Here is a 14,584-nt window from a genome sequence, read left to right as displayed (position 1 = left end):
TATCTGAATAAACCTTTCAAAAACAGGCTGCGCGTCACAGGGGTTGTTTTTGCAGCAAAGCTCAGATAGTATTTTGTTATGTTATAACAATACATGAAGGCCAGAGATGAAACCGAATATCCATCCAACCTATCGCACCGTTGTGTTTCACGACACCACGGCTAATGAATATTTTAAAGTTGGCTCAACGATTAAGACAGATCGTGAAATTGAGCTTGAGGGGAAAACGTATCCTTACGTTACTCTTGATGTCTCCTCTAAATCACATCCGTTTTATACCGGGAAGCAGAAGACCTTCTCGACAGATGGCAGCGCGGCACGCTTCCGCAAGCGTTTTGGCGGCTTTCTTGATGCGAAGCGAGGCTAATCATGCAGGTGCTTAACTCATTGCGCAGTGCAAAACAGCGTCACCCGGATTGCCAGATAGTCAAACGCAAGGGACGCTTATACGTGATTTGCAAATCTAACCCGCGCTTTAAGGCGGTGCAGGGGCGTAAAAAAAGGGGCTAGACGCGCGTTTCTCGCCAGCTTTCCAGGGATCTTTTCTGTTTGCCATCGGCAGTAAAATTGTCGGTGGCAAGCCAGCTTTCAAAGGCGCTCGCCAGCGCTGGCCACTCTTTGTCGAGAATTGAAAACCAGTCGGTGTCCCGGTTTCGGCCTTTAATGACCAGCGCCTGGCGAAAACGCCCTTCAAACTGAAAGCCAAGACGCAGGGCCGCTTTGCGGGAGGGTTCGTTCAGGCTATTGCACTTCCATTCATAACGCCGGTAGCCCAGGGTATCGAACACGTACCGCATCAGCAGATACTGCGCTTCTGTCGACATGGGCGTGCGGCTTAACAGTGACGAGAAGTGAACATGTCCCACTTCCACGACGCCGTTTTTAGGATCGATCCGCATCAGGGACAGCGTCCCGACAGGAGACTGGGTCTGGTTATCGATAACGGTAAAGTGGATGGGATCGGCTAATTCGCTTACGCTCGCCACCCATTCGGCAAACTCCTCTGCGGTGGCATCGGGCTCACGCAGCAGCCACGTCCAGCTTCGGGTATCTCCGGCCACGGAATACGCAGAGAACAACGCGTGGGCATGCTCCATGCGCAGCGGCTCAAGCCGACAATAGCGACCCTGAAGTACCACCCGGGACGGGTGCGGCCGAGGCTGCCAGTCGATAAGGCTTTCCCCTACAGGTTGACCAAACTCATTGAATGTATTCATCTTTATTTCCATGATGTTAAGAAGATCTCCAGATTAATGAATTGCTGGTTCCTTAAAAAGAACCACCAGGTTATGTTTTTCTGGTACCACAAGGAGGAATGATGAATATACCGGGTGATGAGCTATACACCTTGCTCCATGCTGCGCTGAAAAAACGTGGGACAGAGACGCTCCAGCGCGCGCTCTATCTTGCTTTGCGGGAGGCCATACTGTGCGGAAGGCTTCGGTCCGGCAGCCATTTGCCCGGCTCACGAACGCTGGCGCATCAGATCTCGGTGTCCCGAAATACCGTCAACGCGGCGCTGGACCAGCTCACGCTCGAAGGTTATTTGCTGCGTAGCCGCCAGGGCACGCGGGTGGGGCAATTCGCTCCTCGTACGATTGCCCGGACATTACCGGACCCGGACGTCAGGCTGACAAAACGTGTCGCCCGGCTGCCCGCGCCTGTGCCGCGTGACACTCCGGTGATGGCGTTTACGCCGGGAACGCCTGCCATCAACTATTTCCCCTTGCCGCTGTGGCGGCGGTTGTACGATCGCGTCCTGCGCGAGGAGGGAAGCGCCCTGTTAGGGTATGGCGACCCTGCCGGCGAGCCGTCGCTACGGGCCGCCATTGCCCGCCATCTTGCGCTCTCCCGCGGCATTGACTGTGACGCCAGCCAGATAGTGATAACCGAAGGGGCGCTGGAGGGCGTCAATCTGTGCACAATGCTGTTAAGCGAGCCGGGGGATGTCGCCTGGGTGGAAAATCCCGGCTATAGCGGCGCCAAAAGCGCTTTTGTCAAAACCGGCCTGGCGATGACCGGCATACCGGTGGATGACGAGGGGATGTGCTGGGAAGGGATGTGTGCGCCTTCACCCACGCTGATTTTTACCTCGCCATCGCATCAGTTCCCTTACGGAAGCGTACTCAGCGCGCGGCGGCGTCTGGCGCTGCTGGAACTGGCCCGGCAGCACAACGCGTGGATCATTGAGGACGATTACGACAGCGAATTCCGTTATACCGGTGAGCCCGTCCCGGCGATGCTGGGTATGGTCAACAACGCGCCCGTTGTGTATCTGGGGACGTTCAGCAAAACGCTGTTTCCGTCGCTCCGAATGGGGTTCATGGTGTTACCGCCAGCGCTGGCGAAGGCGGCACGTCCCGCCATCGGCTCGCTGCTGCGCGGCGGGCATCGCGCTGAACAGCGCACCCTGGCGCTGTTTATTGAGGAAGGCCACTATGCGCGACATCTTGCCGCCATGCGCCGACTTTATCGTAAGCGATACCGCCAACTGCGAGAGGTGCTAAGCGCAGAGCTTCATACGCCGCACCGTGTTCTTGCCGGAGAAGGAGGGATGCACCTGGCGCTGGCGATTGACGGTATCGACGACCAGCGGCTGGTGGAGCAGGCAAGAGCGTTTCAGCTGGCACCCGCTGCGCTGAGCGGATATTACCTTGAGACGAAGCAGGGGCAAACCGGTCTGGTTTTAGGTTACGGCAATACCTCTGCTTCGCAGTTTGCGCCGGGTATCCGACGTCTTCAGGCGTTAATTACGCAGCAGTGGGGCGGGAAAGGGTAAAGACATCATAAAAAGAGAGCTGGCCCTTGGTGGTGACCATTTTCTGCAACTTCTCTTTTTGCCCGGCTTCGACAGCCGGCGAGTGCAGGATGCTGTCGATCAGCTCCTTCGGCACGTAACGCGTGTTGTACCACTCCCCGTTGTAGCACACGCGGAAATCGAGTACGTCGATATCTTCATACCGGTAACGCGGATTGACGTCGAAAAAGAAAAACGCGTTAAACACCACGAACAGCACTACCAGCAGCCAGACGGAATCGACCAGCGTTTCAGACTTCAGCATGACGATAAGCGTTGCCAGCCAGGCGGCGTACATGGCGACGAACAACCCGGGGTGTTTGCGAATAAAGCTGATGCTAAAGCGCGGGCGATTGTCGCGCTTTTCGCGAGTATTGAGATCGTCGATGGTGGCGGTAAGCAGGCGCTGTATCTCTGTCATTTTTTGCCTTTATGATTGTTGAAAATACAGGTGATCTGCTTATTTTATGAGAGGGGTTTACGCGATGAAAGTAACAGTTATGCCAGGAAAAAGCATAACAGTTACTCAGAATGCGCTTAGAGCATTTTAATGATTTTCGCCGGATTGCCGCCCACGACAGCATTGGCCGGCACGTCTTTGGTCACTACCGCGCCGGAAGCGATAACCGCATTATCGCCAATGGTTACGCCCGGGTTAATGATCGCACGTCCGCCGATCCAGACGTTATCACCAATGGTGACCGGTTTACCGTACTCCAGCCCGCTGTTACGTTCGGTCGCATCCAAAGGATGCGTGGCCGTATAAATGTGCACCCCCGGCGCAAGCATACAGTTATCGCCAATGCGGACAGGGCAGACATCCAGCATGACGCAGTCAAAGTTGGCATAAAAATTTTTGCCCAGATAGATGTTATACCCGTAGTCGCAGCGGAAGCTCGGTTCTATATAGGCGCCTTCGCTTTGGCCCAGCAGGTCAGCTAATAAGGCGCGACGTTCGGCCTTCTCATCGGGTGCGGTATGGTTATAGCGGTGAACAAGATGACGCGCGCGTAAACGGTCAGCCCTCAGCGTGTCATCGCCAGGGCGGTAATATTCACCTGCAATCATCTTCTGTTTTTCTTCACTCATGGGAACCTCTCTGGAATCGTTTTACGCAGCGTAAAGAGGATTAACCAGAAAGGGAACGTTCCCTAAAAGCGGCTGTGACGGGAGTCACAACATTTATGCGCATAAATACGTTTTATACGGGAACCTGGCGTTTGCACTTGAAGCGTAATTCGAAAGGTAAATTCAGCTTAACAACGGGCGTAATGCCTTTACAGTCTCTCTTCAACGATTAACGAACAAATTTCCATACCGAAGAGGGGATCTTGTCATACAGTTTATTCATGGTTAGTTCAGCCAGACGATGGTCGGCAGCTGAATAAAATACCGCCAGTTCATTATCAGAGAGCTCGTATTTATTTTTTTCAATAACACGTTCGAGGGTGTCAATTGACTGGCAGCGTCGCAGGCGCATCAAATAATCGACTTTTGTTAATGGTTTATCAGACATAAATTCACCTTAGTAATTGTAATAATTTTAACAGGAAAGACTAACCGGATTAGCTCTGCTGACATTAGTGAAGCAGCGAAATAGACGGTTTCCTGATTTACGCCATTTCTGCAAATCCTGTGCGTTAATGCCGTAGCTGCTGAACAACATAAAGGTGTCGTCCAGGTATTCATCAATTTGCTCTATCAACTTATTATCTTCATTGTACTTAATTTTATAATTAAGTGCGAAGGTGGCGATATGCTCGATCAGCTCGTTAAGCTGTAAATTGATAGCAGACGTTGGATCGTTCACCCAGCCATGGTTACTTTCTTCAAGATTGGCAAGGCAGTCATGGTACAAGGATTCGCAGAGAAATTTCAACTGCGCGATATCATGCCTTTTTGGCGAGTACTCGTCCATAGCGCATCCCCTTCTGAGTGATTTTTTACTCACCGAACATCATGTCGGGATGGATACAACTTGCTTAGCCACATGGGAGCTGTGTTCCTGATAACTCTAACTATAAGCCACTCTGATCAAGATTTCACCGCGCTATTACGAAAAATTACAATTAAATCGTTACTGTGCGAGCCTTTACGCAAATGTACCTTTTGCAGCAACCACGTTAATCAAATAAAAAACCGTTTTTTATCGGTTCCTTAAAATTCATTGAGTTAGCGCAAAGTTTCATGTGAAGCCCGAAACCAGATATCTTCAGATAATTTCCGTTACTTAGGAATAGTCCGAATAATTTACGCCGCAAAATGATAATAAAAGAAGGCTGAGTTCCTGGTGTAAGTTATCGGCCTATTATGCCAGGCCTCATTTAAAAAGAAGAAAATAAATAGAAAAGCAATAGGTCTATTTTATGATTTTTTCTGAAAATGAAAAAGGCCGCAAATGCGGCCTTTTTATCATGTGAAACCGGTATCAGTGATGTTCTACCGAATGATTGTGCTCAACATCTTCATTTTTGCGGCTGAAGCGGCGACGAACCACCACAAAGAACACCGGTACGAAGAAGATGGCGAGAACGGTCGCCGTGACCATACCACCCATTACACCCGTACCTACCGCGTTCTGTGCGCCGGAGCCCGCGCCGGAGCTGATAACCAGCGGCATAACGCCGAGGATAAACGCCAGGGACGTCATAAGGATTGGACGCAAACGCATACGAACGGCTTCCAGCGTGGCTTCAATCAGGCCTTTTCCTTCTTTCTCCATCAGATCTTTGGCGAATTCGACGATGAGTATCGCGTTCTTCGCCGACAAGCCAATGGTTGTCAGCAGGCCCACCTGGAAGTAAACGTCGTTGGTCAGCCCACGGAAGGTTGCGGCAAGCAGTGCACCGATAACCCCCAGCGGAACCACCAGCATAACGGAGAACGGAATCGACCAGCTCTCATACAATGCCGCCAGACACAGGAACACCACAATCAGTGAAATGGCGTACAGGGCAGGGGCCTGGTTACCGGACAGACGTTCCTGATAGGACATGCCGGTCCAGTCGTAGCCGATACCCGCAGGTAGTTTGCTGGCCAGTTCTTCCATCAGGTTCATGGCTTCACCGGTGCTTCGGCCTGGCGCTGCCTGACCGAGGATTTCCATCGATGGCAGACCGTTATAGCGTTCCAGACGCGGCGAACCGTATTCCCAGCGCGAGGTTGAGAAGGCGGAGAACGGCACCATCTGGCCATCGCTACCGCGAACGTACCAGTTGTTGATATCGTTCGGCAGCATGCGGTACTGCGCTTCGGACATGACGTACACTTTCTTCACGCGACCACGGTCGATGAAGTCGTTGACGTAGCTGCCGCCCCAGGCGGCACCCAGCGTGGTATTAATGTCGCTGATGGAAACACCCAGCGCCTGCGCTTTTTCCTGGTCGATATCGATCTTGTACTGCGGCGTATCTTCCAGACCGTTAGGACGTACGCCCACCAGCAGGTCAGGGTGTTTTGCCACCTCGCCAAACAGCTGGTTACGCGCCTGCGTCAGTTTTTCGTGGCCCAGACCGCCCTGGTCAATCAGCTGGAAGTCGAAGCCGGTCGCCGTACCCAGTTCAACAATCGCTGGCAGGTTAAAGGCGAAGACCATCGCATCTTTAATCTGTGAGAAGGTGCCCATCGCGCGGCCGGTAATGGCTTCTACCTTGTTCTCTGCACCTGGACGTTCAGACCAGTCTTTCAGAGAAACGAAGGCGATACCGGTGTTCTGACCACGACCCGCGAAGCCAAAGCCGTTAACCGCAAACACGGATTCGACGTTGTCTTTCTCTTTGGTCAGGAAGTAGTCGGTCATCTCATCCAGCACTTTCTGCGTACGCTCTTGCGTCGCACCGGCCGGAAGCTGCGCCATACTCAGGAACACGCCCTGGTCTTCATCTGGCAGGAACGAGCTTGGCAGACGAACGAACAGGAATGCCATCCCCACCACGATGATGATATAGAGCAGCAGGTAACGACCGGTGCTTCGCAGGATGTTACCCACGCTGTCGGTGTAGTGGTGCGTGCTCTTATCAAACATGCGGTTGAACCAGCCGAAGAACCCTTTATGCTCGCCGTGTCCGCCTTTCTGAATCGGCTTCAGCATCGTCGCGCACAGGGCTGGCGTCAGGATCAGCGCAACCAGTACCGACAGCGCCATCGCCGAAACGATGGTGATGGAGAACTGACGGTAAATCGCACCGGTAGAGCCGCCAAAGAAGGCCATCGGGATAAATACCGCGGACAGTACCATCGCGATACCGACCAGCGCGCCCTGGATCTGGCCCATAGATTTACGGGTTGCTTCCTTCGGCGGCAGGCCTTCTTCCGCCATCACACGCTCGACGTTTTCGACCACCACGATGGCGTCATCCACCAGCAGGCCGATGGCGAGCACCATCCCGAACATCGTCAGGGTGTTTATCGAGTAGCCAAATATCGCCAGAACCGCGAAGGTCCCAAGCAATACAACCGGTACGGCGATGGTTGGGATCAGCGTCGCGCGGAAGTTTTGCAGGAACAGGTACATTACTAGGAAGACGAGGATGATCGCCTCAACCAGGGTTTTTACCACTTCGTGAATCGAAATTTTTACGAACGGCGTAGTGTCATACGGATAAACGATTTTCAGACCTGACGGGAAGAACGGTTCCATCTTCTTCAGCTCTGCACGAATAGCCGTCGCGGTGTCCAGGGCGTTAGCGCCGGTCGCCAGTTTGATACCCAGACCAGATGCCGGCTTGCCGTTGAACTTCGCGATAACGTCGTAGTTCTCGCCGCCCAGCTCCACTTTCGCTACGTCACGCAGGCGAACCTGCGAACCGTCCTGATTCACTTTCAGCAGAATTTTGCTGAACTCATCCGCGGAGGTCAGACGGGTTTGCGCGATGATCGAGGCGTTAAGCTGCTGGCCCTTGACCGGCGGCGTACCGCCTAACTGACCGGCTGCCACCTGGGCGTTCTGCGCTTTGATGGCGTTAATCACGTCAACCGGCGTCAGCTGGAAGTTGTTCAGTTTATTCGGATCCATCCAGATACGCATGGCGTACTGGGAACCAAACAGCTGAACGTCACCCACACCTGACGTACGGCTGATGGCGTCCTTCATGTTGGCGCCCACGTAGTCGGAAATATCCTCCTGCGTCATGGTGCCGTTGGTGTTGATCACGCCGACAACCATCAGGAAGCTACTGGACGATTTCTCGACGCTCACGCCCTGCTGTTGTACTTCCTGCGGCAGCAGAGGCATCGCCAGCTGCAATTTGTTCTGCACCTGAACCTGCGCAATGTCCGCATCCGTACCGGATTCAAAGGTCAGGGTGATCTGAACCGTACCGGTTGAGTCACTGTTTGAGGACATGTACATCAGGTTATCGATACCGTTCATGTTCTGTTCGATAACCTGCGTAACGGTATCCTGCACCGTTTTCGCATCAGCGCCCGGGTAGGTTGCGGAGATCGTTACTGCCGGTGGCGCAATCGTTGGATATTGCGCAACAGGCAGCTTCAGGATCGCAAGTCCCCCGGCCAGCATGATGATAATGGCGATCACCCACGCAAATATGGGGCGATCGATAAAGAAATTAGGCATGTCTTAACGGCTCCTGTTTAAGTTAAGACTTGGTTTGTTCTGACTGGCCAGCGGCCGACGCTTGTTGTTTGTCGTCAGATTTCACTTCCTGCGCTTTGACCTGCGCGCCAGGACGAACTTTTTGCAAACCAGTAATAATCACGCGATCGCCATCTTTCAGACCTTCCGTCACCAGCCACTTATCGCCAATCGCCTGCGTTGCAGTGATATTGCGCATTTCGACTTTGTTATCGGCACCCACAACCAGCGCGCTCGCATCGCCGCGTGGCGTACGGGTCACACCCTGCTGAGGAACCAGAATGGCGCTTGGGTTAGTCCCTTCCTCAAGACGGGCGCGTACGAACATACCCGGCAGCAGGGTTTTATCCGGATTCGGGAAAATGGCCCGGATGGTGATTGAGCCGGTGGTCTGATCGACGGTCACATCAGAAAATTCCAGTGTACCGGTCTGCGAGAACTCGATACCGTCGTTGGTAACCAGTTCAACCTTGGCTTTACCGTTTTCCTGTTTCAGTTGACCGCTTGCCAGCTCCTGTTTGAGACGCAGGAAATCGTTGCTGGACTGGGTAACGTCAACATAGATCGGGTCAAGCTGCTGCACGGTGGCCAGTGCGTTGGTCTGACCGTTTTGCACCAGTGCACCTTCGGTGACGGCAGATTTACCAATGCGACCGCTGATAGGGGAGGTCACTTTGGTGTAGGCCAGGTTAATACGCGCGGTTTCTACCGCCGCTTTCGCCGCCACAACGGCCGCGTTGGCTTGCTGCGCATCGGCCAGGGCTGAATCATAATCCTGTTGGCTGATGTACTGCGTGCCGAGCAGCTTCTTGTAACGATTCAACGTCAGCTGCGAAATTTTGGCTGCCGCTTCTGCTTTCGCCAGATCGCCTTTAGCGCTCTCATAAGACGCCTGGTAGGTTGCTGGATCAATCTGATACAGAGACTCACCTGCCTTGACATCACCGCCTTCGGTGAAGTTACGTTTCAGGATGATACCGCTTACCTGCGGACGCACTTCCGCAATGCGATAGGCGCTGGTGCGGCCCGGTAGTTCTGTTGTCATCTGGAGAGGTTCGGATTTGAGCGTCACGACGCCAACTTCTGGCACCTGCTGAGCTCCTTGTTGAGCCTCTTTGTCGTCACATCCTGTAAGCGCTAAGCTGCCTGAGAGCATCAGAACGACCGCCAGAGGCGTTAACCCTCTGTTTTTGTTCATATGTAAACCTCGAGTGTCCGATTTCAAATTGATCAAGGGTCCTGAGTCTAAAAACCCATTGCTGCGTTTATATTATCGTCATGCTATGGTACATACATTCATAAATGTATGTAAATCTGACTCCTGTAAATTCATCAACGTATGGCACGAAAAACCAAACAACAAGCGCTGGAAACCCGACAACACATTCTGGATGTGGCAATGCGTTTGTTCTCACAGCAGGGTGTTTCGGCAACCTCGCTGGCACAGATTGCTCAGGCCGCGGGCGTCACGCGGGGAGCGATTTACTGGCATTTCAAAGACAAGTCCGATCTGTTTGGTGAAATCTGGGAGCTTTCAGAGTCCAGCATTAGCGATCTTGAGAGTGAGTATCGGGCAAAATTCCCTCACGATCCACTCTCTGTGTTAAGAGAAATTCTAGTATATATCCTTGAAGCGACAGTTGTTGAAGAGCGCCGCCGTCTGATGATGGAAATCATCTTCCATAAATGTGAGTTCGTTGGCGAAATGGCGGTGGTTCAGCAGGCGCAACGCGACCTGTGTCTGGAAAGCTACGATCGCATCGAACAGGTCCTCACGGAGTGCATGCAGGCCAAAATGCTTCCTGCCACCTTACTCACCCGCCGGGCGGCGATCCTGATGCGCAGCTATATTTCCGGCCTGATGGAAAACTGGCTTTTTGCTCCGGAGTCGTTCGATCTCAGATCAGAGGCGCGCAGCTATGTCGACATTTTTCTTGAGATGTGCCAGCTCTGTCCGACCCTTCAAAGTAAGCATCACCCCCGTTCTGCCTGATCGGGTACGGGAAAAATCGTAGACCCTTTCCGTCGTACTATTCTGCTTCAGCCGGGCGTGATATCCTTCATGCCCGACTATTTCCGGTCATTTCTCACATCACATTCACAACTATGCTGCACACCAATCGCTCGCAACATCCTGTTCTGGCCCTGTTTTTGATCCTGCTGTTTTACTTTGCAGCCGCGCCGCTTTCCTGGGCCCGTGCAGACAACGGCAGTGACATTCCCACGCGTGCTGATGTTCAGGCGCAACTCGACACCCTGAATAAGCAGAAAGATCTGTCCGCCCTGGAAAAACTTGTTCAGCAGGACCTGACGGAAACCCTGGAAACGCTGGACAAGATAGAGCGCATCAAAGCCGAAACGGCCCAGCTGAGGCAGAAGGTCGCTCAGGCGCCGGAAAACATGCGTAAGGCTACGGAGGCGCTGAATGCGCTCAGCGACGTCGACAACGACGATGAAACCCGAAAAACGCTTGCCACGCTGTCGTTGCGCCAGCTTGAGTCGCGCGTGGCGCAGCTGCTTGACGATCTGCAAACGGCGCAGTCCGATCTCTCAACCTATAACAGCCAGCTGGTTTCGCTGCAAACCCAGCCTGAGCGCGTGCAGAACGCCATGTACTCCGCATCGCAACAGCTACAGCAGATACGTAACCGTCTGAATGGCGTCACCGTTGGGGAAGGGGCGCTTCGCCCCACCCAGCAAACGCTGCTGAATATCCAGCAGACGCTGCTAAACGCGGAGATTGAACAGCAGCGTAAGAGCCTGGAAGGCAACACGGTGCTACAGGATGCGCTGCAAAAACAGCGTGACTACGTGACCGCGAATATCAACCGGCTTGAGCATCAGCTTCAGCTGTTGCAGGAAGCGGTAAACAGCAAGCGCCTGACCCTGACTGAAAAAACGGCCCAGGAAGCGGTCTCGCCAGACGAGACGGCACGTATTCAGGCCAACCCGCTGGTGAAGCAGGAGCTGGAGATTAACCACCAGCTGAGCGAACGTCTGATCCAGGCGACTGAAAACGGCAGCGCGCTGGTACAGCAGAATATCAAGGTCAAAAACTGGCTGGATCGCGCGTTGCAGGCCGAGCGTAATGTCAAGGAGCAGATTGCCGTCCTGAAGGGCAGCCTGCTGCTGTCGCGCATTCTCTACCAGCAACAGCAGACGCTGCCGTCCGCCGACGAGCTGGAAGACATGACCAATCGCATTGCGGATTTGCGTCTTGAACAGTTTGACGTCAACCAGCAGCGCGATGCGCTATTCCAGAGCGATACCTTCGTTGCCAAAGTGGAAGAGGGCCATTCAGGTGAAGTGAACGCTGAAGTTCACGACGCGCTGTTGCAGGTGGTGGACATGCGCCGCGAACTGCTCGATCAGCTCAACAAGCAGCTGGGCAACCAGTTGATGATGGCGATTAACCTGCAAATCAACCAGCAGCAGCTGGTGAGCGTTTCTAAAAGCCTCCAGGAGATCCTGACCCAGCAGATTTTCTGGGTGAACAGCAATAAACCCATGGACTGGGACTGGTTTAAATCTTTCCCGGAAACGCTGAAATCCCAGATAAAAAGCATGAAAATTACCGTGAACTGGGAGAAAGCCTGGCCTGCGGTAATGATTGCCTTCCTGGCGGGACTGCCTTTGTTGCTCATCGCTGGCGTAATACGCTGGCGTTTGAAATGGCTGAAACAGTACCAGGCGAAGCTGGCCTCGGAAGTGGGGCAACTGCGTAACGACAGCCAGCTGCACACCCCGAAAGCGATCCTGATCGATCTGATCCGTGCTCTGCCGGTCTGCCTGTTGATACTCGCCGTGGGCCTGATCCTGCTGACCATGCAGTTGAATATCAGCGATCTGCTGTGGGCGTTCAGCAAGAAGCTGGCGCTGTTCTGGCTGGTGTTTGGCCTGTGCTGGAAAGTGCTGGAAAAAGATGGCGTCGCCGTCCGCCACTTCAACATGCCGGAAAAACTCACCAGCCACTGGCGTCGCCAGATTGTACGCATCAGCCTCGCGCTGCTGCCGCTGCACTTCTGGTCAGTTGTGGCCGAGCTTTCGCCGCTGCATCTGATGGATGACGTACTGGGGCAACTGGTGATTATGCTGAACCTGCTGCTGATTGCCGTCCTTATGTGGCCGATGTGCCGCGACAGCTGGCGGGATAAAGAGTCCCATAATCTTCGTCTGGTTACCGTAACGGTGCTGGCGATCATTCCGCTGGCGCTGATGGTGCTGACGGCGACGGGTTACTTCTATACCACGCTGCGTCTGTCAGGCCGCTGGATCGAAACGGTTTATCTGGTGATTTTGTGGAACCTGCTGTTCCAGACCGTGCTGCGTGGTTTGAGCGTAGCGGCGCGCCGCATTGCGTATCGTCGTGCTGTTGCCCGTCGGCAGCATCAGGTGAAAGAGGGGGCTGAAGGGGCAGAGCCGCAGGAAGAGCCGACTATCGCCCTGGAGCAGGTCAACCAGCAAACGATGCGTATTACCATGCTGGTGATGATCGCCCTGTTTGCGGTGATGTTCTGGGCCATCTGGTCTGATTTAATTACCGTCTTCGCCTACCTCGACAGTATCACGCTCTGGCAATACAACGGTACCGAAGCGGGCGCTGCGGTAATGAAAAGCGTCACCATGGGCAGCCTGCTCTTTGCGCTGGTGTCGTCAGTGGTTGCCTGGGCGTTGATCCGCAACCTGCCGGGTCTGCTGGAAGTGCTGGTTCTCTCAAGACTGAACCTGCGTCAGGGGGCGTCGTACGCCATTACTACCATCCTGAACTACGTCATTATTATTGTCGGGGCGATGACGGTATTCGGTTCGCTGGGCGTCTCGTGGGATAAACTCCAGTGGCTGGCGGCAGCGTTGTCGGTGGGTCTCGGCTTCGGCTTGCAGGAGATCTTCGGTAACTTTGTCTCTGGCCTGATTATCCTGTTCGAACGTCCGGTGCGTATCGGCGATACCGTCACCATCGGCACCTTCTCCGGGACCGTCAGCAAGATCCGCATCCGTGCGACCACCATTACCGACTTCGATCGTAAAGAGGTGATCATCCCGAACAAAGCCTTTGTGACCGAGCGCCTGATCAACTGGTCGCTCTCGGATACCACCACCCGCGTGGTGATCCGACTCGGGGTGGCCTACGGTTCAGATCTGGATAAAGTGAAAGAGGTCCTGCTGGAAGCCGCGAAATCACATCCTAAAGTGATGCACGATCCTGCGCCTGACGTGTTCTTCACCACCTTCGGGCCAAGCACGCTGGATCATGAGCTGCGCCTGTACGTACGTGAACTGCGCGATCGCAGCTACACCGTCGATGAGCTGAACCGCACCATTGACCGTCTGTGTCGTGAAAACAACATTAATATCGCCTTCAACCAGCTTGAAGTGCACCTGCGTAACGAGAAAGGTGACGAGCATACGGAAGTGAAGCGCGAGATTAAGGGGGACGACCCTACTCCCGCCTGAATTATTTCCCTCTCCCCTCTGGGGAGAGGGCAGGGTGAGGGGGAAGTTTCCCCTCAAAATCCCGCCGCACAATCTCCAGCGCTTTCAGCACCGTCTCAGCCGGGATCGCATGATTCTCCAGCAGCATAATTAAATCGACGGCCAGTTTGACCTCATCGGGGGCATTTTCCAGTGACATCCGCGGCTCCTGTTAACGGGTCAGGCGTTCAATGACGCGTTCAATCTCATCCAGCGCCTGACGGCAGCGAACGATGCGGCCTTCCAGCGCGCTGATTTCACGCATTAATAACTGCTGCTCTTCCAGCGTTTCGCTGGTGTTCAGGCGGGCTTCGCGCTCACGCTTCATCTCAAACAGACGGCGCTCAAACTCCTGGTTCTCCAGCCGCTTGCGCTGCCATTTTCCCAGTCCCGGCGAGGCGCTGTCCCACGCCCGTAGCGGCCAGGCGGCGATTTCCCGGTGCAGGGCGGTGATCTGCTCGGTAAGATGCTCCGCAAGCCACGCGACCTGTTCCTGCTGTTCACTCTCAACCGCGTGGCGAAGCTCGTCGAGGTTGGTCTGCGCTTCAGCAAGGTAATCCTGAATGACGGTGCTGCGGGTGCGGAAGAGCTGCCGGTCAAAGCGCGGTTTCAGCGTGGCGTGGCCCATCAGCGGTGTGGCCTGCGCCCGCAGCGCGATCAGCTGATTTTGCAGCCTCTCAAGAAGCAGTGCTGTTTTCAAGGCGCTCTCCAGTGGTAAAGTA

General features: G+C 54.2%; 14 protein-coding genes. 5 read left to right on the top strand and 9 right to left on the bottom strand.

Translation table 11 applies throughout. From position 1 onward, the window contains the following. Positions 1-106: 106 nt before the first annotated feature. Together ACOTZD_RS17165 and ykgO are read left to right on the top strand one after the other, a co-directional pair. Positions 107-367, top strand: a complete 261-nt coding sequence (locus ACOTZD_RS17165) for a type B 50S ribosomal protein L31 (RefSeq protein ID WP_015571255.1) — start codon at positions 107-109, stop codon at positions 365-367. 2 nt (positions 368-369) lie between these two features. Beyond that, complete coding sequence (gene ykgO / locus ACOTZD_RS17160; RefSeq protein WP_032608666.1) at positions 370-510, top strand: type B 50S ribosomal protein L36; 141 nt, start codon at positions 370-372, stop codon at positions 508-510. Here the strand turns inward: ykgO and ACOTZD_RS17155 are convergent. After that, entirely contained in the window at positions 507-1,217 is a 711-nt protein-coding gene (locus ACOTZD_RS17155; protein ID WP_022650493.1) for a GNAT family N-acetyltransferase, read from the bottom strand. The two genes, ykgO and ACOTZD_RS17155, sit on opposite strands and share 4 nt — an antisense overlap. A gap of 101 nt (positions 1,218-1,318) precedes the next feature. Between ACOTZD_RS17155 and ACOTZD_RS17150 the strand changes: the two genes are divergently transcribed. Then, a complete protein-coding gene (locus ACOTZD_RS17150) occupies positions 1,319-2,779 on the top strand; it encodes a PLP-dependent aminotransferase family protein (RefSeq protein ID WP_116290499.1) in 1,461 nt (486 codons plus the stop codon). On the opposite strand, the gene ACOTZD_RS17145 is transcribed toward ACOTZD_RS17150, so the two are convergent. The 6 genes from ACOTZD_RS17145 to acrA all read right to left on the bottom strand — a co-directional run bounded on the left by ACOTZD_RS17145 (position 2,751) and on the right by acrA (position 9,588). After that, complete coding sequence (locus ACOTZD_RS17145) at positions 2,751-3,218, bottom strand: YlaC family protein (protein ID WP_022650495.1); 468 nt, start codon at positions 3,216-3,218, stop codon at positions 2,751-2,753. The two genes, ACOTZD_RS17150 and ACOTZD_RS17145, sit on opposite strands and share 29 nt — an antisense overlap. A gap of 116 nt (positions 3,219-3,334) precedes the next feature. Beyond that, positions 3,335-3,886 (bottom strand): maltose O-acetyltransferase, encoded by a 552-nt coding sequence (gene maa, locus ACOTZD_RS17140; RefSeq protein WP_022650496.1) that lies wholly within the window; start codon positions 3,884-3,886, stop codon positions 3,335-3,337. A 208-nt stretch (positions 3,887-4,094) separates the two neighbouring features. Continuing rightward, entirely contained in the window at positions 4,095-4,313 is a 219-nt protein-coding gene (locus ACOTZD_RS17135; RefSeq protein WP_015571250.1) for an HHA domain-containing protein, read from the bottom strand. 27 nt (positions 4,314-4,340) lie between these two features. Then, positions 4,341-4,715, bottom strand: coding sequence for an Hha toxicity modulator TomB (gene tomB, locus ACOTZD_RS17130; protein WP_006809850.1), 375 nt, complete (start codon positions 4,713-4,715; stop codon positions 4,341-4,343). A 510-nt stretch (positions 4,716-5,225) separates the two neighbouring features. After that, positions 5,226-8,372 carry a multidrug efflux RND transporter permease subunit AcrB gene (gene acrB / locus ACOTZD_RS17125; protein ID WP_022650497.1) on the bottom strand — a complete coding sequence of 1,049 codons (3,147 nt, stop codon included), beginning with the start codon at positions 8,370-8,372 and terminating at the stop codon, positions 5,226-5,228. Between the two features lie 22 nt (positions 8,373-8,394). Then, a complete protein-coding gene (acrA, locus tag ACOTZD_RS17120; protein WP_022650498.1) occupies positions 8,395-9,588 on the bottom strand; it encodes a multidrug efflux RND transporter periplasmic adaptor subunit AcrA in 1,194 nt (397 codons plus the stop codon). Positions 9,589-9,729: 141 nt separating this feature from the next. Here acrA and acrR point away from each other — a divergent pair, with 141 nt between their 5' ends. Together acrR and mscK are read left to right on the top strand one after the other, a co-directional pair. Next, a complete protein-coding gene (acrR, locus tag ACOTZD_RS17115; protein WP_045337214.1) occupies positions 9,730-10,383 on the top strand; it encodes a multidrug efflux transporter transcriptional repressor AcrR in 654 nt (217 codons plus the stop codon). A gap of 113 nt (positions 10,384-10,496) precedes the next feature. Beyond that, positions 10,497-13,844 (top strand): mechanosensitive channel MscK, encoded by a 3,348-nt coding sequence (gene mscK, locus ACOTZD_RS17110; protein WP_023324246.1) that lies wholly within the window; start codon positions 10,497-10,499, stop codon positions 13,842-13,844. Between the two features lies 1 nt (position 13,845). Here the strand turns inward: mscK and rsmS are convergent, their stop codons facing one another. Both rsmS and priC read right to left on the bottom strand, forming a co-directional pair. Continuing rightward, positions 13,846-14,022 (bottom strand): pleiotropic regulatory protein RsmS, encoded by a 177-nt coding sequence (rsmS, locus tag ACOTZD_RS17105; protein ID WP_022650501.1) that lies wholly within the window; start codon positions 14,020-14,022, stop codon positions 13,846-13,848. Positions 14,023-14,034: 12 nt separating this feature from the next. Then, a complete protein-coding gene (gene priC / locus ACOTZD_RS17100) occupies positions 14,035-14,562 on the bottom strand; it encodes a primosomal replication protein N'' (RefSeq protein ID WP_022650502.1) in 528 nt (175 codons plus the stop codon). Positions 14,563-14,584 lie beyond the last annotated feature (22 nt).

Source organism: Enterobacter cloacae complex sp. SHL022, assembly GCF_049237785.1.
Lineage (GTDB): Bacteria > Pseudomonadota > Gammaproteobacteria > Enterobacterales > Enterobacteriaceae > Enterobacter > Enterobacter hormaechei_C.
The sequence above is the reverse complement of the archived record's forward strand: the minus strand, read 5'-3'. Positions and strand labels throughout refer to the sequence as shown.